This is a genomic window from Nostoc sp. DedQUE12b (genome assembly GCF_034530835.1).
In the GTDB taxonomy this organism is placed as follows: Bacteria; Cyanobacteriota; Cyanobacteriia; order Cyanobacteriales; family Nostocaceae; genus Nostoc.
The window spans coordinates 21,710-37,638 of the sequence record NZ_JAVRCI010000027.1; the positions used below are offsets into that span (position 1 = coordinate 21,710).

General features: G+C 41.1%; 17 protein-coding genes and 1 pseudogene. 14 read left to right on the forward strand and 4 right to left on the reverse strand.

Features of this window, described 5'->3' with window-relative positions; genetic code table 11:
* The first annotated feature begins 2 nt into the window (after positions 1-2).
* Both RMY16_RS15435 and RMY16_RS15440 read left to right on the forward strand, forming a co-directional pair.
* The gene (locus RMY16_RS15435; RefSeq protein WP_322737142.1) at positions 3-1,184 is read left to right on the forward strand and encodes a glycosyltransferase family 4 protein; all 1,182 of its coding nucleotides are present in this window, start codon (positions 3-5) and stop codon (positions 1,182-1,184) included.
* A gap of 84 nt (positions 1,185-1,268) precedes the next feature.
* Complete coding sequence (locus tag RMY16_RS15440) at positions 1,269-1,640, forward strand: hypothetical protein (RefSeq protein ID WP_322737143.1); 372 nt, start codon at positions 1,269-1,271, stop codon at positions 1,638-1,640.
* A 46-nt stretch (positions 1,641-1,686) separates the two neighbouring features.
* On the opposite strand, the gene RMY16_RS15445 is transcribed toward RMY16_RS15440, so the two are convergent.
* Positions 1,687-2,118 carry a hypothetical protein gene (locus tag RMY16_RS15445; protein WP_322661814.1) on the reverse strand — a complete coding sequence of 144 codons (432 nt, stop codon included), beginning with the start codon at positions 2,116-2,118 and terminating at the stop codon, positions 1,687-1,689.
* A 298-nt stretch (positions 2,119-2,416) separates the two neighbouring features.
* Between RMY16_RS15445 and RMY16_RS15450 the strand changes: the two genes are divergently transcribed.
* The 10 genes from RMY16_RS15450 to proB all read left to right on the forward strand — a co-directional run bounded on the left by RMY16_RS15450 (position 2,417) and on the right by proB (position 11,614).
* Entirely contained in the window at positions 2,417-2,755 is a 339-nt protein-coding gene (locus RMY16_RS15450) for a hypothetical protein (protein WP_322737144.1), read from the forward strand.
* 301 nt (positions 2,756-3,056) lie between these two features.
* The gene (locus tag RMY16_RS15455) at positions 3,057-5,198 is read left to right on the forward strand and encodes a pentapeptide repeat-containing protein (protein ID WP_322737145.1); all 2,142 of its coding nucleotides are present in this window, start codon (positions 3,057-3,059) and stop codon (positions 5,196-5,198) included.
* A gap of 121 nt (positions 5,199-5,319) precedes the next feature.
* The gene (locus tag RMY16_RS15460) at positions 5,320-5,811 is read left to right on the forward strand and encodes a hypothetical protein (RefSeq protein WP_289798406.1); all 492 of its coding nucleotides are present in this window, start codon (positions 5,320-5,322) and stop codon (positions 5,809-5,811) included.
* A gap of 123 nt (positions 5,812-5,934) precedes the next feature.
* The gene (locus tag RMY16_RS15465) at positions 5,935-6,141 is read left to right on the forward strand and encodes a hypothetical protein (RefSeq protein ID WP_322690484.1); all 207 of its coding nucleotides are present in this window, start codon (positions 5,935-5,937) and stop codon (positions 6,139-6,141) included.
* A gap of 208 nt (positions 6,142-6,349) precedes the next feature.
* Positions 6,350-7,612 (forward strand): GNAT family N-acetyltransferase, encoded by a 1,263-nt coding sequence (locus RMY16_RS15470; protein ID WP_322737146.1) that lies wholly within the window; start codon positions 6,350-6,352, stop codon positions 7,610-7,612.
* On the forward strand, positions 7,593-8,090 hold the full coding sequence (gene ruvX, locus RMY16_RS15475) for a Holliday junction resolvase RuvX (protein ID WP_322737147.1): 498 nt from the start codon (positions 7,593-7,595) through the stop codon (positions 8,088-8,090). The genes RMY16_RS15470 and ruvX overlap by 20 nt, the downstream gene beginning before the upstream one ends.
* Before the next feature lie 143 nt (positions 8,091-8,233).
* The gene (locus RMY16_RS15480; RefSeq protein ID WP_292739658.1) at positions 8,234-8,806 is read left to right on the forward strand and encodes a DUF3727 domain-containing protein; all 573 of its coding nucleotides are present in this window, start codon (positions 8,234-8,236) and stop codon (positions 8,804-8,806) included.
* 227 nt (positions 8,807-9,033) lie between these two features.
* The gene (locus RMY16_RS15485; protein ID WP_322737148.1) at positions 9,034-9,660 is read left to right on the forward strand and encodes a hypothetical protein; all 627 of its coding nucleotides are present in this window, start codon (positions 9,034-9,036) and stop codon (positions 9,658-9,660) included.
* Between the two features lie 53 nt (positions 9,661-9,713).
* A complete protein-coding gene (locus RMY16_RS15490) occupies positions 9,714-10,253 on the forward strand; it encodes a YqeG family HAD IIIA-type phosphatase (RefSeq protein ID WP_322661820.1) in 540 nt (179 codons plus the stop codon).
* A 257-nt stretch (positions 10,254-10,510) separates the two neighbouring features.
* Complete coding sequence (proB, locus tag RMY16_RS15495) at positions 10,511-11,614, forward strand: glutamate 5-kinase (protein ID WP_322737149.1); 1,104 nt, start codon at positions 10,511-10,513, stop codon at positions 11,612-11,614.
* A 256-nt stretch (positions 11,615-11,870) separates the two neighbouring features.
* On the opposite strand, the gene RMY16_RS15500 is transcribed toward proB, so the two are convergent.
* Together RMY16_RS15500 and RMY16_RS15505 are read right to left on the reverse strand one after the other, a co-directional pair.
* Entirely contained in the window at positions 11,871-12,512 is a 642-nt protein-coding gene (locus RMY16_RS15500) for an HAD family hydrolase (RefSeq protein WP_322737150.1), read from the reverse strand.
* 21 nt (positions 12,513-12,533) lie between these two features.
* A pseudogene (locus RMY16_RS15505) lies at positions 12,534-12,674 on the reverse strand (ROK family protein); the annotation flags it as partial.
* Between the two features lie 134 nt (positions 12,675-12,808).
* On the opposite strand from RMY16_RS15505, the gene RMY16_RS15510 reads away from it, so the two are divergent.
* Positions 12,809-13,030, forward strand: coding sequence for a hypothetical protein (locus RMY16_RS15510; protein ID WP_094352655.1), 222 nt, complete (start codon positions 12,809-12,811; stop codon positions 13,028-13,030).
* A 4-nt stretch (positions 13,031-13,034) separates the two neighbouring features.
* On the opposite strand, the gene RMY16_RS15515 is transcribed toward RMY16_RS15510, so the two are convergent.
* Complete coding sequence (locus RMY16_RS15515; RefSeq protein WP_322737181.1) at positions 13,035-13,787, reverse strand: Mut7-C RNAse domain-containing protein; 753 nt, start codon at positions 13,785-13,787, stop codon at positions 13,035-13,037.
* Between the two features lie 1,104 nt (positions 13,788-14,891).
* Here RMY16_RS15515 and RMY16_RS15520 point away from each other — a divergent pair.
* Positions 14,892-15,869 carry a sucrase ferredoxin gene (locus tag RMY16_RS15520; protein WP_322737151.1) on the forward strand — a complete coding sequence of 326 codons (978 nt, stop codon included), beginning with the start codon at positions 14,892-14,894 and terminating at the stop codon, positions 15,867-15,869.
* Positions 15,870-15,929 lie beyond the last annotated feature (60 nt).

Consider the following 15,929-nt stretch of genomic DNA (forward strand, 5'->3'; position numbering starts at 1 on the left):
AGATGCAAATCACTACAGTGACAAAAAACCTGAATTTAGGTGATCAAGTTAACAAAAAAACTAACCATGTCTTCGTGTTTTTAGAAATTTTTGCTCACGAAGGTGGTATTCAATCGTATATAAAAGATATTTTTCGCGCCTATCTAGGATTGAGCCAAAATTACAAGGCAGAAGTTTTTTTACTACGAGATAGTGCTGATAGCTTAAATCCATTTGAAGACGAGAACTTAAAATTTCATTACTTTAAAAATCAGTCCCCTTCTTTGGGGAGATTGCAAATGGCAGCGGCTTTACTGAAATGTTTGTTGCAGAGCCGTCCGCAGCAGGTTTTCTGCGGTCACATTAACTTAGCAGTATTAATCCAAACACTTTGCCAGCCCTTGGGGATTCCTTACACCGTGCTAACTTACGGCAAAGAAGTCTGGGAACCGTTGAAAAATCAGGAACGTCGTGCCTTGATATCAGCAGATAGTATTTGGACAATAAGTCGCTACAGCCGCGATCGCGCTTGTGTTGCCAATAGTCTAAACCCGAAAATGGTACAGATGATGCCTTGTGCAATTGATGCGGATAAATTTACTCCTGGTTTCAAACAACCAGAATTAGTCCAGAAGTATGGCTTAACTGGCGCGAAAGTGTTAATGACAGTAGCGCGGTTATGGTCAGGAGATATTTACAAAGGTGTAGATGTCACGATTCGGGCTTTACCACAAATCGCTAAAGTTTTCCCAGAAGTGAAATATTTAGTAATTGGCCGCGGCGACGACCAACCGCGATTGGCGCAGCTAGCAAAAGATTTAGGTGTGAGCGATCGCGTTGTATTTGCTGGTTTCGTTGCCACAGAACAATTAATGGAACATTACCGCCTTGCTGATGCCTATATTATGCCTTCACAAGAAGGCTTTGGCATAGTTTATCTAGAAGCAATGGCTTGTGGAGTGCCGGTGTTATCTGGTGACGATGATGGTTCCGCTGACCCCTTGCAGGATGGTAAACTGGGATGGCGGGTTCCACACCGCAATCCTGATGCTGTAGCAGCAGCTTGTATAGAAATGCTTCAAGGGGATGACCAGCGATGTGATGGGAAGTGGCTGCGAGAACAGGCGATCGCTCTATTTGGCATCAATGCCTTCCAACAGCACTTACAAAAAATGCTGCTATCCTCAGTAATAAAGTCCATTTGAGTCCAAATGACAAACGATCAATGACTCATAACTAATGACTAAAATCGCTATCCTAGAAGGAGAGCAGGAAAAAATTTATTAAAAATGAGCTTTAAGTCATTTCAATTGAATCTTTTAAATCTCCGCCCTTGGCTTACCCTGCTGGCAGTTATTTGGTTGCTAGCATCAGTGGGCTTGGGTTGGTTAGTTAATTCATTGCTAATTATTTTCGGGTTGCTGTTGTTGGCACCGATTGCGGCTTTTTTTGGCTTTCGTTGGTGGCTGCAACGCAACTTGGTTGCCGATCAATGTCCCGTCTGTGGATATGAATTTACAGGTTTAAATAACAGTCAGTTGCAATGTCCTAACTGTAACGAGTTGCTGTTAGTACAAAATAGTCATTTTCAGCGCTTCACACCAGAAGGCACAATTGATGTGACTGCTGTCGAAGTTCCAGCCAAATCGCTGGAAGAATAGTCAAGGATCGTTAGTCATTAGCAAAACATAAGCAAAAAATTAATGACTATTTATTTTTTTGCGAGATTGAAAGGTTGTAAGTAAACTGTTGCTGGGATAGTTCGCCCACATACAGCGAGTATTTTCCTGGCTGCCAATAACCAGAAAGTTCTGACTTACCTCCAGAGTAACTATCTGCTAGTACGCAAAAGCGCCCCCCAGGCCCGTCGATCAGCAGTGTTGGCTTTCCTTGGCTCTCTACTGTTAATCGCAAATAAGGTAATGACTCTGTAACTTGGATAACTTGATTAGGCTCAGTGGTAATATTGCCACAATTACTTTTGACACTTCCTCCAGATTTTCCATTCAAAATCAATGGATCGGGTTGGGAATTTCGATTAATTTGGATTGTTGGTGTCTGTGCCAAATTAGCTTCAGTGAAAACCAGACTCATCGCCAAAGCCGTGGGAATAATTGCAAGTAGCCTAAGGGTTTTCATTTTAATTAATGCCCCAGATTTTTTTAGAGCAATATTGTTAGACAGTCTGATTTATATAGACGACAACAATCCGTCTTGGTTCCAAAAGCTGCTGTATAAAGCAATACCAGCCAATTAAGGATTATTTGTGAAGATTTGATAGGTGTATTTAGAGACGTTGCATTGCAACGTCTCTAGAATTGATGTTTGTAAGGTCTTGCACGCACAGAGATTAGCTAAAATCACTAAGACAACCACCAAAAATAGAATTTGGTTGGTCTATTGTTGAATAAGTATGCTAATGAGGTAGGAAAGATTAATGAATCCTCAACCAGAAGAAGACTTACAGCGTCGTCTCGATAAGCTAGAGGCAGAGATTAATTCCCCGCCTGGGGTAGTTTCACAAGAAAAAAAACAAACGCCTCAGTCTGTTTTTGCCAGCTTTAACTTGCAACTAGAGCGATTTCAGATTTGGTTCAACAGCTTATCTGGTATGAAAAAGCTGATAGTTTCGGGTGTAACGGTGCTAGTAGGCTTGGCGATACTGCAAGCAGTGTTTAAACTAGTTGCATCTGTAATCAGTCTGGCACTTTTGGCAGTGTTAGTGTATGTTGGATACAAATTTTTTGTGTCTGGTAGCTTTCAACGTAAGCAATAAGTTGATATGCATTTACTTTGCACTCTGCCCGGAGTTATGAGAGTCAGGAGCTGGAATAAAAACCGCTTCTGACTTATAGAGGATTTCAAGGAAGGTGCAGTACAGAAACGAAGTGTCAAAACTAGGTATAAAGCCTGTTTTTCTTCTGTTAGCGCAGCGGGGCGCAGCCCATTCTGACTCCTGAATTCTGCTGTATTACTCCTAAATCCTATTTCAATATGCTTTTCTTTTTGCTGACTAGCTTAGTCTATTTTAATTGTGCCGATCGCGGCGTAGAAATAATATCAAAGGAAATTATACGATGACCTCACCAATTGTCAGGAGAACTAGTAATCAATCTGGTCAGTCAAAAAAATCGGAAAGAGCCAATTCGCTGCTGCTAGCAAGTAGGCGTTTTGCTGCTTGGACGGCTGAAATCACACTCGTGGTTACTAGTGGGTTGATTCCCTTCGGCATTGGTGTCTATGCCAATTCTAGAAGCGATCTGAACCGAGTGCCGCTGAACCCCGTGCTGGTAGTCACAGAAAGAGCGATCGCCAGACCCCTAGCTCTACCTGTGAGTTATGGCATTCGTAACGTTGCATGGCCGACTAATATTTTGTGGACAATTGCCTTGTTAGCACCTGTAACTCTTTCGTGGTGGCAATTGTATTTATTAGCTAAGACTGGTAGCACAATTCCGAAACGTTGGTTAAAAGTCCGGGTTGTCAACGAGCAAGGAAAGGCGCCCGGATTGGGGGCAGTTGTGATTAGAGAAGGAGTTGGGCGCTGGACGGTACCCATTTCCATCGCCTATCTGCTGTGGCGTTACAGCTTTGCTTTTCCGAATTTAGGATTATTCACATTTTTATCTTTATTAATGATTGTGGGTGAAGGGATAGGCTTACCATCACGTCGGGGGCGTCGCGCACTACACGATCAACTCGCAGGTACTTATACAATCGATGCACTCTTAGCTAGGAACAAACAAGCTCAGTCTGCTGATGGTAACGATCAAGCAGAAGAAAACCAGGAGGGAGAAGAATTAGCGGCAGATCAAACCAGCCATTCGCCTAATTTGTGGCGGCGGATACAGCAAAATCCCAATCTGACTTTGTTTGGGATAGGGCTGACGAGTATGACTGCTGTGCTGGCAACTTTAATTGGCACTCAAGTTTATATCCAAATTCAACAATCTCAGCGAGCAACCAAGCAAATCAACAGCCAACAATTCCTTGAACTTGTCAAACAATTGACTCCCAACTCTGGGGCGACTAATGAGCAACGCCAAAGTGCAATTCTAGCTATGGGTGGTCTTAATGACCCACAGTCCATTAAATTTCTGGCGGATTTATTAGTTAGCGAAACTAACCCCAGCCTTCTGGATACAATTCAACAAGCTTTGACAACTGTCGGGCCCCAAGCCATCCCAGAACTCAAAAATAAGAATCAGTTTTTGGTCAGCGAACTGGAATCTGTAGGTAGCACTGCAACCAAAGAGCGGGAATTACGGCAAGGGCGGCTACAAAGAAACCAACGGACAATCAACAAGATTCTCTCTGTTTATAGCGGTAAAAAAATTGAGGGTGTTGACCTTAATAGGACTCAATTAGGTCAAAGCGGTACTTCCGGAAGTTCCTACTTCAACTTAGTACTAGACAATCTTGATTTATCTGGAGTTAAGTTTAAATCTGCAAATCTTAACCAAGCCAGCTTTAAGGGTAGTCGCTTCCGGGGTGTGGGTGAAGATGGGCGCTGGGATACCTATGACGATGTAATGGCTGATTTAAGCCAAGCTCAGTTGCAGCAAGCCAATCTTACTGATGCTAACCTCAGTCGCGTCTTGATGAACCGGATCGATTTGAGTCGCGCTACTCTTAACAGAGCCAACTTATCCAACGCGCGTCTATATGATGCTAAACTCAACAGCACCCAACTAGTAGGAGCCGATCTGCGAAACGCAGTTTTGGAAAAAGCCAGCTTGACTGGGGCAGATTTAGGCGATGCCAAATTGAACGAAGCCAATCTGTATGCAGCGCGTTTAGGTCGCGCCACTGCCATCGGAACGCAATTATCTTTTGCCAACTTAACTAACACTGATTGGCAAGGGGCAGATTTGTCAGGAGCTTATTTGGATCGTGCTAATCTCAGCAATGCTAACTTCAGCGCTACTCGTTTAACTGGTGCTGTTTTACGTTCTGCCCAAATGGAAAACGTTAACTTACAAAATGCCGACCTGAGTCTTGCAGATTTACGAGGGGCAAACATCGCTGGAGCAGATTTTAAAGGGGCAATTCTTGCTCCTAGCAAACAAGATCCAGCAGATCAATTTGTCCAAACCCCAGATTTAGGCTCAGTATCGGCCGTAGTCCAAGGGGTTGATTTTTCTAAAGCCAAAAATTTAGATGCCAAGCAACTAGCATACATTTGTACTCAAGGAGGCATTCATCCCCGTTGCCCGTAGAATGAAGGGAGCAGGGGAGCAGAGGGGCAGAGGGGCAGGGAGAGAATAACCGATGCCCCATGCCCAATTACCAATGACAAATGACAAATGACAAATGACAAATTGGTGTGAGGAGTTGGTTATGAAGTATATTCCATCTTTGGTTTCAGTTTTGGGGGCTGGTTTGGTCTTGAGTCTGGTTAGTACTAAACCAGCACAAGCTCAAGTAGCTTATGGCAGTTATATTGGTATCGGCCCCACTGTTGGTTTTACCGATGGTATCCAATTTGGGGGAGTAATCGCGGGGCGCTACAAGCTTTTGGAAGCACCAATTTCACTCCGCGCCCAAGTTTTAATTGGTAATAATACAGCAGTTGTACCAACAGTTTCTTACGATTTCCCTCTCAACTGGCAAGCTGATGCCTACTTGGGCGCTGGATTAGTATTGGCTGGTGGTGGTGGTTCTTCTCCGGTGGGTGACAAAATTAGTTTTGCTTTACAACCGGGCATCGATTATATGATCCCAAATAGCAATACTGTCCTTTTTGGCAATGCCATTATTGCTTTTGATGCCTACCGAGATAGCAGTGGTACAGCTATCTCCGTACAAGGTGGTGTTGGTTTGAGATTTTAAGGGGCACGCTATTCTAAGAAGCGTTAAACTTCATTGCAAATTAAGAAGTTAGTCCAAACAACGTGATAATTTTTGGTCATGAAGAGAGACAGCACAGGATTAACACAGGAGAACACAGTGGCAATGGAATCAAATTTATTAACAGATGCGGGCGCAGATGAAATGAATCAAGATTTCAGTGAATATGTTGCCAACCTGCAACTTCACATGACTTTACAAGCTCGCAATCTTGTTCCAACGCTGAAGCAAACACTAGTAGATAGTCGCCACCAATTACTCCATCAAACCCAAGCCAACTTTGAAAAGCTAGTTTCTCGGCAAGGGTTATAAAATATATACAAATTTTAATCAAAATTCAAATAAAATAAGGGCAGATGTTGTTGGGTCAATGCCAATGGTGTTCTCACAAGGTCTGCTTTTTCTGCTTTTTAAGTATTAAGTTACTAAAATCACCCTTTTGGCACAATAGTAGAGAGCAGAAACTAGTTAAGATTATTGCAGCAGTTCCTTCCTTTGAAGAGCAGTTAGTTAAGGCTAAATGGCGGCTCGAATAAAAATGACTTCATTACTTCCCAGAAACCTCAGCGTTGTTATCCGACCAGTCCAATACCGGGATCTGGACGGCATTGAGCGCATAACTCAAGAGTCATTCGCAGCCCTTACTCCGAAGGGAGCAGGTTTTGCCATCAGCCAGATGCAAAGGCTGCGTCGCTGGTATGGATTACTCAAATTTTTAAGTTGGTTTCCTAACCCGCTACAGTATCGCCTCTGTGCTTTTGTCGCAGAGCAAGGGCGGATACTTTTAGGAATGATTCAAGTGTCACCCTTTAACCGCACACGCAGTACTTGGCGGATCGATCAAGTGCTACTAGAGCGTGGTGTAGATAAACAAGGAATTGGTTCGCAACTTTTGCGTCATTGCTTTGAGTCGATTTTAGAAGCTCGCACTTGGCTACTAGAAGTTAACATCAATGACATAGAGGCGCTGGCACTATATCGGCAAAATGGATTCCAGCGTTTGGCAGAAATGACATACTGGGAAATTGGGCCAGAATTACTGGCTGAATTAGCACAAGCAGAGCCAGACTTGCCCAACCTATTGCCAGTGAGCAATGCTGATGCCCAGTTGCTATATCAACTAGATACGGCATCGATGCCACCTTTGGTACGTCAGGTTTTTGACCGTAATACCCGCGACTTTAAAACCAGTTTATTTGGTGCTTTAACTGATGCAGTGAAGCAATGGCTGACTAAAACAGAAGTAATCAGTGGTTACGTATTTGAACCGCAACGCAAAGCTGCGATCGGTTATTTTCAGGTGCAACTCGATCGCAAGGGTGAAGTTCCCCATGTTGCAACGCTGACAGTTCATCCTGCTTACACCTGGCTTTATCCAGAATTACTCTCTCAACTAGCTCGCATTGCCCAAGATTTTCCCCAGCAAGGGTTACAACTAGCCTCCTCAGACTATCAGGCAGAGCGAGAAGAATATTTGGAGCGAATAGGGGCAAAACGCATAGAACATACATTAGTCATGTCTCGCTCTGTGTGGCACAAGTTAAGAGAGTCGAAATTCGTTTCCTTAGAAGGCATCCAGTGGACTGATATGCTACAAGGTCTACAACCTACTCGTAAACCTATACCAGGTGGGATGTCATGGATACAACCAGGAAATCTGCCATCATCTGATAAGCCTCTGCCAAGCAAGCCAGAACCGATTAACTTTTCGGTAAAAAACCAAAACCCTACTATAGAAACATCGCCGATTGCTGAATCAGCAGATGCACAGCAGGAGAATTAGTGTGATATCCCAAGAGCAACCAAAACCGTTTATTTCAGCCTTGGGACTAGATTTTGGTCGCAAGCGGATTGGTGTAGCTGGGTGCGATCGCACGGGTTTAATTGCCACGGGTATCACCACAATTGAACGTGCATCTTTTGAGCAAGATGTCGAGCGAATCCGACAAATAGTTAATGAACGTGAGGTGCAAATTCTAGTTATGGGCTTACCTTATTCAATGGATGGCTCACTAGGATTTCAGGCTCGTCAAGTTCAGAAATTTACTACAAGACTTGCTAAGGCACTAAACCTGCCTGTGGAATATATGGATGAGCGATTAACTTCATTTCAAGCAGAGCAACTCCTGATAGCTGAAAACCGCTCCCCGTCACGCCATAAAGGTTTGATTGACCGCAAGGCAGCCGCTTTGATTTTACAACAATGGCTGGATGTTAAGCGTGCCAACTCCCGCAGTTCAGTTGCGGCTATTGAATATTGATACCTTTTAACATGATATTCTGAAAACGATTAGCCAGCAGTTGTATCTACGTATAAAGCTATTTGTTTGACATAATATGTCATTAACTATAGTTAAGCGATTTTCAAACTTGCTGGTATTTATTAAATTTCTACATTTCGGCTATGTTTTCCTCTCCATTTCCTGAAGAAAATGATAACGCTCATGCGGGTTCCATAACTTTAACCGATGACAAAGGGCGATCGCTCGACTGTTATATAGAGCATCGCCTTGAGGTTGATGAGCAAGAATACGTTTTGCTTCTTCCTGTAGACTCACCTGTAGAAATTTTTTCTTGGGAAGGTGACGGTGAGGAAGAAGAAGCGGTTCTGGTAGAAGATGACGCCATCATTGAGCAAATTTTTGCTAATGCCCAAGCTGTGCTATCTGAACAGAACCTGATATTGAAGAACACAGCTTATGCTCTGACAGTTGCAGGTGATTTACCGCCAGTTGAAGAATCAGAACTCTTTACCTTAGAAATCGAAGACGAAGGGGAAGATTTAGAGCCAGAACAATTACAGCTACTCGCTAGCTTCTATGATGAAGATCAGGAGTATGCAATTTATACACCCCTAGATCCCTTGTTGTTTTTTGCACGGATAACAAAAACAGGTGAGCCAGAATTACTTTCTCCAGAAGAGTTTCGTAAAGTGCAACCTCTTTTAGAAGAACATCTTTTTAATGAAGTGGAATAAGATTAAAAATTCAAAATGAAAATGTTACATTTTGAATTTTTAATTGTGAATTTTCATTGTAATCAAAATCTACCTAAACCTTTTACCATGTCCCATTAAATCTGGAAACTATGGAAAATTGACACTAAATTGGCACAATTAGTATTGTTTAAAATTCTGGAACGAGCATTTTGGTCGTGATTTTCAATTCCACGATCTAAATCTAAAATTGGTATGAGGTGCTGAAAATGGCTTATAGCGATTTTACATTAAGTAAATTTAAAAAGTCGTTCAGCATCCGCATTGATGAAGAAGCTGATTTATGTGCTGACATAAAACCTTTACAAGCAAGTGAGAAACTCAAAAATTCTTTAGAAGAAACTACGGAACTGGCTTTAGCAATTAATACTGAAAAAGCTCGTTCAGAAATGATTATCACTCCGATATTGTTGGAGGTAAGACGCAGAGCTAATTATCCAATTAGCTTATTTTCGGGAACAGACTTTAATGTAGATGCAGAAAAAGGTTTGAATGGATACTGTGACTTTATCATTAGTCGTTCTAAAGAGCAACTAACAATTAATGTGCCTGTGGTGGTTATTATTGAAGCCAAAAATGAAAATATTAAAGGTGGATTAGGTCAATGTGCAGCCGCAATGTTGGCAGCACAATTGTTTAATCAACAAGAAGGCAATGAAATCAGAAAAATTTACGGTGCGGTAACAACAGGGGATATTTGGAAGTTTTTGAAATTAAAAGAAAACGATGTATTTATTGATTTAAATAATTATTACATCAAAGAGATAGATAAGATTTTAGGGATTTTATCTCAAAATGTTCAGGGAGATATTCCAGGATGGGGTTCGACTAACTAAACTATATTGGGTTATGCTCATTTGTCTGAGCTATTTAAATTTGACTGGTGACTATGGCCTGGAACAATCTTTTACAGCCTGACTTGATTTTAGAGGGTTCAGTGTTGAACCTAACACCAGATATTATCCAAAAATACGGGCTTAAAGGGCTGGTATTGGATGTAGATGAAACTTTAGTACCCTTTACAGTCGGGATAGCTTCCCCAGAACTACGAGAGTGGGTGGAGCAAATCCGTACCTGTACTGCACTGTGCTTGGTGAGTAACAACCTCAGTGAGGCACGAATTGGTGGAATTGCGCGATCGCTCAACTTGCCTTACTACTTAGGTGCAGCCAAGCCTTCCCGACGCAAAATTAGAGCAGCACTTAGGGGAATGGATTTACCAGTACATCAAGTGGGGATGGTAGGCGATCGCTTGTTTACCGATGTCATAGCAGGTAATCGCCTGGGGATGTTTACTATTCTAGTCGAACCAATTGTTCATGCCGACGTGGCTCTGCGCTCTCATCCCGTCCGTAACTTTGAAGTTTGGATATCTGAAATTTTGGGAGCATCTATTACCCCCAAGAAAACTAAGATTCACAAAAGTTGAGAAATCGTCAGGAAAGTAAATCTAAAGAAATGGTTAAGGAATCTTACTGGAACCAAAAAATCGGGGATCATAAGTATTAATAACATGGGGTCAGCCAAAAAAGACCCTAACTCATACTAAGTAAATATACTTCCGTAAAGCGTCAACCTTCACTATAGAGGGATTGGCGCTTTACAAATTGAGTTAGGAGTTAGAAGTTATGAGTTATGAATTAAATTCAACTCCTAACTCCTAACTCCTAACTCCTCACTTTTTAGATGCCACTAACAATTGTTGTCAAAATCGGTACTTCTAGCCTAACTCAACCAGAAACGGGACAATTAGCACTTTCTACCATTGCTACGTTGGCGGAAACACTCTGCAATTTAAGACGCCAAGGACATCGGGTGATTTTGGTTTCTTCTGGCGCTGTGGGCGTGGGTTGTGCGCGGTTGGGTTTAACTGAACGTCCGAAAGCGATCGCACTGAAACAGGCTGTAGCAGCAGTTGGACAAGGCAGGTTAATTCGGATATACGATGATTTATTTACTACCTTGCAGCAGGCGATCGCCCAAGTATTATTAACTCGTAGTGACTTGGTACAGCGCAGCCGCTATCTCAATGCCTACAACACCTTTCAAGAACTACTAGGACTGGGAGTGATCCCCATAGTAAATGAAAATGATACCGTAGCAATAGACGAACTAAAATTTGGTGATAATGACACTCTTTCGGCATTAGTTGCCAGCTTAGTAGAAGCAGATTGGCTATTTTTGCTCACCGATGTTGATCGGCTATACTCAGCCGATCCCCGTTCCGTGCCAGATGCGCGGCCGATCGCTCTAGTTAGTAGCATTAAAGAATTAGCTCAATTACAAATAGGTTCCCAAGGTTCTCGGTGGGGTACTGGTGGGATGGTGACAAAAATTTCGGCTGCGAGGATTGCGATCGCTGCGGGAGTACGTACCGTAATTACTCAAGGGCGATTTCCCCGGAATATCGAAAAAATTATCCAAGGCGAATTGATTGGGACGCATTTTGAACCGCAACCTGAACCAACTTCGGCGCGTAAACGTTGGATAGCTTACGGACTTGTACCTGCGGGGAAATTGTATTTAGATGAAGGTGCGATCGCGGCAATTTCTCTAGCGGGAAAATCCTTATTAGCATCTGGAATTAAGCTAGTAGAAGGAGAGTTTGATACACAGGATGCCGTGCAATTGTGTGACATAAACGGTAACGAAATTGCTAGAGGACTTGTAAATTACAACAGCAATGAACTGCAAAAGATTTGTGGTCATCATTCGCGGGAAATTTCTACAATTTTAGGTTATGCCGGTGCAGAAACCGTGATTCATCGAGATAATTTAGTTTTGACTTAAAATGGAAATTAGATAAATTTTGTGACTACTAACTGAGAGAGTAAAAAATATTATTACTTAAACGTTAGAAAATTCTGTTAATTTACCAGAAGAACAACGTTTCTTTCGACATGGGTTAAGTTGGGAACAGTTTAAAGCGATTAAAGCCAGCTTTGAAAAGTCAAAATATTCAACAGTAATAGTAGGTTTAAATTAAAGAAAATATTTTAATATCGCTCAGAGTGTTAATTGTTACATAAAACTCATAATTATAAGTTTAATGGTGTAACAACAAAGAAGGCAATTGCTGCATGGAGTAAAAGACACGCGCTCCAGATGCCTCAAGTAGATTAGCCTCACTTTGCTTGGTGTAACCTAAAACTCTCATGCCAGCAGCAACACCTGCACGTACACCCAAAACGCTATCTTCTACAACCGTACAGGATGCAGCTTGAATTCCCATATTTTTAGCTGCATATAAGAATAAGTCAGGTGCTGGCTTCCAACTTCCAATTTTATATGAGCTAAAGATACGTCCTTCAAATCGAGGGAGTAGGTTAGTTAAACGCAAAGCTAACTTAATTTTTTCCGGTGGGCCACTGGAAGCAACGCAAATAGGTAGATTAATCTTGTCTAAAGCTGCTTCTATTCCTTCTACAGGACGTAGTTCACGCTCGAATGCTTCAGCAGTACGGGTACGAAGCTGAGTTACAAAATCTTGCGGCATCTTTTTCCCAAGTCTTTGCTCAACGACAGCAACACAATCAGCCATTTTGCAACCCTTAAATAACAAAATGGCTTCTTCAAGTTTCATTGCAAGTCCAAACTCAGCGACAAATTCCACAAGAACGCGATTGCTTAATCCCTCGCTGTCTACTAACACTCCATCACAATCAAAAATAACTAATTCTGTTTGCATTTCGCTCCACGCCTCGCCCATTTACAAATTCGGGATTGTCATAGAAGCGATCGCCACACCGCCCCACAATGGCGCATCATCCCCCAGAACTGCCGGCACAATTTCAAAATCAATTTCTGGCAAAGCCGTCTCCCGCGCCGCCTGACGCACCACCCACCAAAATCGAGAACTCAAATTAATGTCATTCACTCACCTTTTATTACACCATCACACAACGTAGTTTCTTTCTGAAGAAAGATGTTTGCACTCAAGATACATTTAACACTAGAAAAAACTACACTATTATTTAGCAACTCATGACTACTGAGCAACCCGATCCACTTATCGATTTCTCTCACGCCAAAGAACCTCCTCGCTCTCTTGATATTGATAAAGCTCAAGAGGCAGATCCCATTGAACCAGAAGAAGTTAGTGGACAGAGTAAGCAAAATCCTACTCCTGATGATTTGAATCGCGAAGATGAAGATCCCAGAATCGGGGGTAGTCAAATAATCAGTGGAAATATTTCAGCTGGGTAAATAGTTACTCACGTTTTTGTGAGTTGAGTACTCCATCAATAAACTGTTGTAATCGTTCATAATGTGAACCTTTCCAATAAATGCGATCGCAGTCTTGGCAACGCTGGAATTCATCAACCTGCGATCGCACCTTTTCTGGCAATTGTTCAATAATAGATTGTTTATCTACAGGTGCTAATAATCCATTGCAACGCAAACACCGTTTAAATGGTGAGATTAATTCAAACAAGTCGAAGCGTTGCAGTACTTCTATAATTTGTTGTTCAGGGTTAGTGTTTCTAACATAATACCCATACGTTACCAAACTACGCATCAATAGACCTTTATCACGAGTCAAGAGAATCCGCGCTTGAGTATAAGATATTTGGGCTAATTTCTCGTCCTCGTAGTCATTGCGGTATAAAGTATCAAAACCTAAAAGTCGTAAAGATGTCGCAAGCTTCCCCAAATGAATATCTAAAACAAAGCGGATAATACTGAGCGGTTTTGGTAAAACAGAAACGCTTGGTATAATAAGGCTCCTAGCTGAAATTGGATAAACATTGATAGTGTCTCCATCGGAAACTATGTAAGAAAAATTTACATATTCACCATTAACATTTATCGAATCCACCTCTGGATGAGGGACACCCAACGACTCAATCATGTCCTTAATTGAGGCTTTTTCCTCAAACAAATGAGAGATTCTCACCTGTTTGTGATGCCGTGGTAAAAAATGATTCAATTCTGCGTGAAAGTAGAAATATGCGATCGCCATAGCTACAGATATTTGAACTAGTAAGTGCGCCTTTACTAGCAACAATTTGTCATAATTGCAAAACTTTATCTATTATATTGAAACTCTCAATGCTTTTTGTAGTGGGTTATCCTGACTATGAAATGCCTGTTCACCTTGATTTAAGCAATGTCCTAGAGGCAACACACTGTAAAGAAGTTATAAAGATTCTTAAAAACTTGCATTTCTTATTGACTTCAGTTACAGTCAAAACAGATGCCTATCATCAAACCCTGACACAAGCTTCGGGAAGTTAGATTAGGTAAAACGCTAAATAGCAAATTTGTTAATGTTAATGTCAGTGACAGTGCTAATAATTAGTCACTACTTTTAATTATTAACTTATCGCAGATGGAGTACGGGGAATTAAATCATTTACCCCTAATTTGACTTTTTTTATTTTCTCAAATTATTGAGAATTATTTGCAATATGGATAATTCGATAGATAAATTGAAAGCAGATAGTGTGGAACAAGTCTTAAAACAGTATTGGCTTACCAAAGCGATTTCTGTTTATTAAATGTTTTCGCATCTACTTTTAGGAATATATTTTTCAGATGAACGGCACTGAATTATATCTTTATATGTAAAAACAGGATATGTAATTAGCTATGTAGATAACTTCAGCAAAACTTTAAACAACTAGGTTACTGCTAGGAACATTTTTGATTGTAGTATCAGCTACATCAATATTGTAAGCAAGTTAATCGTCGGTAACTCTCCAAGTTGCTTTGCGTCTATGTACTAGATTTAATATACTTGATTTTGCCAAAGACACCAAGTTCAGAAAAACTAAGTTTCCGCTAATGAAAATTTATTAAATACCAAATAACAATAAAACTAGATACAAAATTAACGCCACTCATACGGAAAAATATCTCTTGACACTATTTATCTTTATTGTGGAGAATTTATTAACCGGAAAGACCTCGATCAATAATGATGTTATAAAGTGGCTACCTAGTTTTAGCTAGGAAATGAATATTGTTCTTTTTTATCTCCTTGAGCCAAGGATATTGTAGCTAAGAACACAATTGTATTTTGTAATACCTTTTGTCCATAAAATATGCTAATGAGTACAGCGAGATGAATACTTTTTTTTGTTCTGATGATTCGCGGCAAGTAGGAGAAGATGTTATTGGTAGTGCCACCAATTATCAAACTTATATTTTAGTTGAGTGTCCTTTACCTTGGACATCAGAAGCCTTTAACTCCAAATGGGTGCCTCAGAATTTGAAGATTTTGGTAGAAGAAGTGAAGCGTGCGAAACTACCGATTAGATTTCTCCTAATTGCTAATGATTTATCACACAAAGTAAATCACACTACGCTTTTGATTTATCAAAAAGAAGAGGGGCTAAGTAATGGATACCATAAGCAGGAGTTTCAGCTAGCAAATATTGAGCAAGTAGCAGGAGTTGTCCAAAAATGGATATGGGGTATCGATTCTAATTTGGAAGTAGAAACTAGTACAACTAGAGATATTTTAGTTTGTACGCACGGCAGCCATGATAAGTGTTGTGCGAGATATGGCGCTCCTTTTTACTTCCAAATAACAGCGAGTAATGCTGATTTGTGCTTAGATAATGTGCGAATTTGGAAATCATCGCACTTTGGTGGACATCGGTTTGCACCAACAGTAATAGACTTGCCAGAAGGAAGATATTATGGTCGTCTCGATCGAGATTCATTTAGATCGATTTTGACTCGTACTGGCGATATTCAATGCTTACATCAAGTCTATCGAGGCTGGGGAATTCTCCCTGCTGCACTTCAGGTTTTGGAAAGAGAGTTAATCCTTTATAAAGGATGGGATTGGTTTAACTACAAAGTTGCAGGCAAAATTTTAGAGCAAAGTTTAGACAACAGTACTATCTTAGCTGAACTTAGTTTTGAACAACCTTGTGGTTCTCTCTACACTTACCAGGCTAAACTTGTGAAAGATGAAACCAAGACTCAACAACTGAAGAGTTCATGCAATGCTACACGAGAGTTGGTAGTTACTAAATATGCTGTCGGTAGTTTTTGGATTACTTCTAGTAAGGTAATGAGTTATAGTACATAGAAGTGGAGAGTTTTTAAACGCAGAGGGACGCCAAGGGAAGCACAAAGTAACGCAGAGTCT

What these genes read in the sequence shown, in the direction of transcription:
- RMY16_RS15435 (WP_322737142.1), top strand. Translation starts at nt 3, where the DNA reads ATGCAAATCACTACAGTGACAAAAAACCTGAATTTAGGTGATCAAGTT.
- RMY16_RS15440 (WP_322737143.1), top strand. Translation starts at nt 1,269, where the DNA reads ATGAGCTTTAAGTCATTTCAATTGAATCTTTTAAATCTCCGCCCTTGG.
- RMY16_RS15445 (WP_322661814.1), bottom strand. Translation starts at nt 2,118, where the DNA reads ATGAAAACCCTTAGGCTACTTGCAATTATTCCCACGGCTTTGGCGATG.
- RMY16_RS15450 (WP_322737144.1), top strand. Translation starts at nt 2,417, where the DNA reads ATGAATCCTCAACCAGAAGAAGACTTACAGCGTCGTCTCGATAAGCTA.
- RMY16_RS15455 (WP_322737145.1), top strand. Translation starts at nt 3,057, where the DNA reads ATGACCTCACCAATTGTCAGGAGAACTAGTAATCAATCTGGTCAGTCA.
- RMY16_RS15460 (WP_289798406.1), top strand. Translation starts at nt 5,320, where the DNA reads ATGAAGTATATTCCATCTTTGGTTTCAGTTTTGGGGGCTGGTTTGGTC.
- RMY16_RS15465 (WP_322690484.1), top strand. Translation starts at nt 5,935, where the DNA reads ATGGAATCAAATTTATTAACAGATGCGGGCGCAGATGAAATGAATCAA.
- RMY16_RS15470 (WP_322737146.1), top strand. Translation starts at nt 6,350, where the DNA reads ATGGCGGCTCGAATAAAAATGACTTCATTACTTCCCAGAAACCTCAGC.
- ruvX (WP_322737147.1), top strand. Translation starts at nt 7,593, where the DNA reads ATGCACAGCAGGAGAATTAGTGTGATATCCCAAGAGCAACCAAAACCG.
- RMY16_RS15480 (WP_292739658.1), top strand. Translation starts at nt 8,234, where the DNA reads ATGTTTTCCTCTCCATTTCCTGAAGAAAATGATAACGCTCATGCGGGT.
- RMY16_RS15485 (WP_322737148.1), top strand. Translation starts at nt 9,034, where the DNA reads ATGGCTTATAGCGATTTTACATTAAGTAAATTTAAAAAGTCGTTCAGC.
- RMY16_RS15490 (WP_322661820.1), top strand. Translation starts at nt 9,714, where the DNA reads ATGGCCTGGAACAATCTTTTACAGCCTGACTTGATTTTAGAGGGTTCA.
- proB (WP_322737149.1), top strand. Translation starts at nt 10,511, where the DNA reads ATGCCACTAACAATTGTTGTCAAAATCGGTACTTCTAGCCTAACTCAA.
- RMY16_RS15500 (WP_322737150.1), bottom strand. Translation starts at nt 12,512, where the DNA reads ATGCAAACAGAATTAGTTATTTTTGATTGTGATGGAGTGTTAGTAGAC.
- RMY16_RS15510 (WP_094352655.1), top strand. Translation starts at nt 12,809, where the DNA reads ATGACTACTGAGCAACCCGATCCACTTATCGATTTCTCTCACGCCAAA.
- RMY16_RS15515 (WP_322737181.1), bottom strand. Translation starts at nt 13,787, where the DNA reads ATGGCGATCGCATATTTCTACTTTCACGCAGAATTGAATCATTTTTTA.
- RMY16_RS15520 (WP_322737151.1), top strand. Translation starts at nt 14,892, where the DNA reads ATGAATACTTTTTTTTGTTCTGATGATTCGCGGCAAGTAGGAGAAGAT.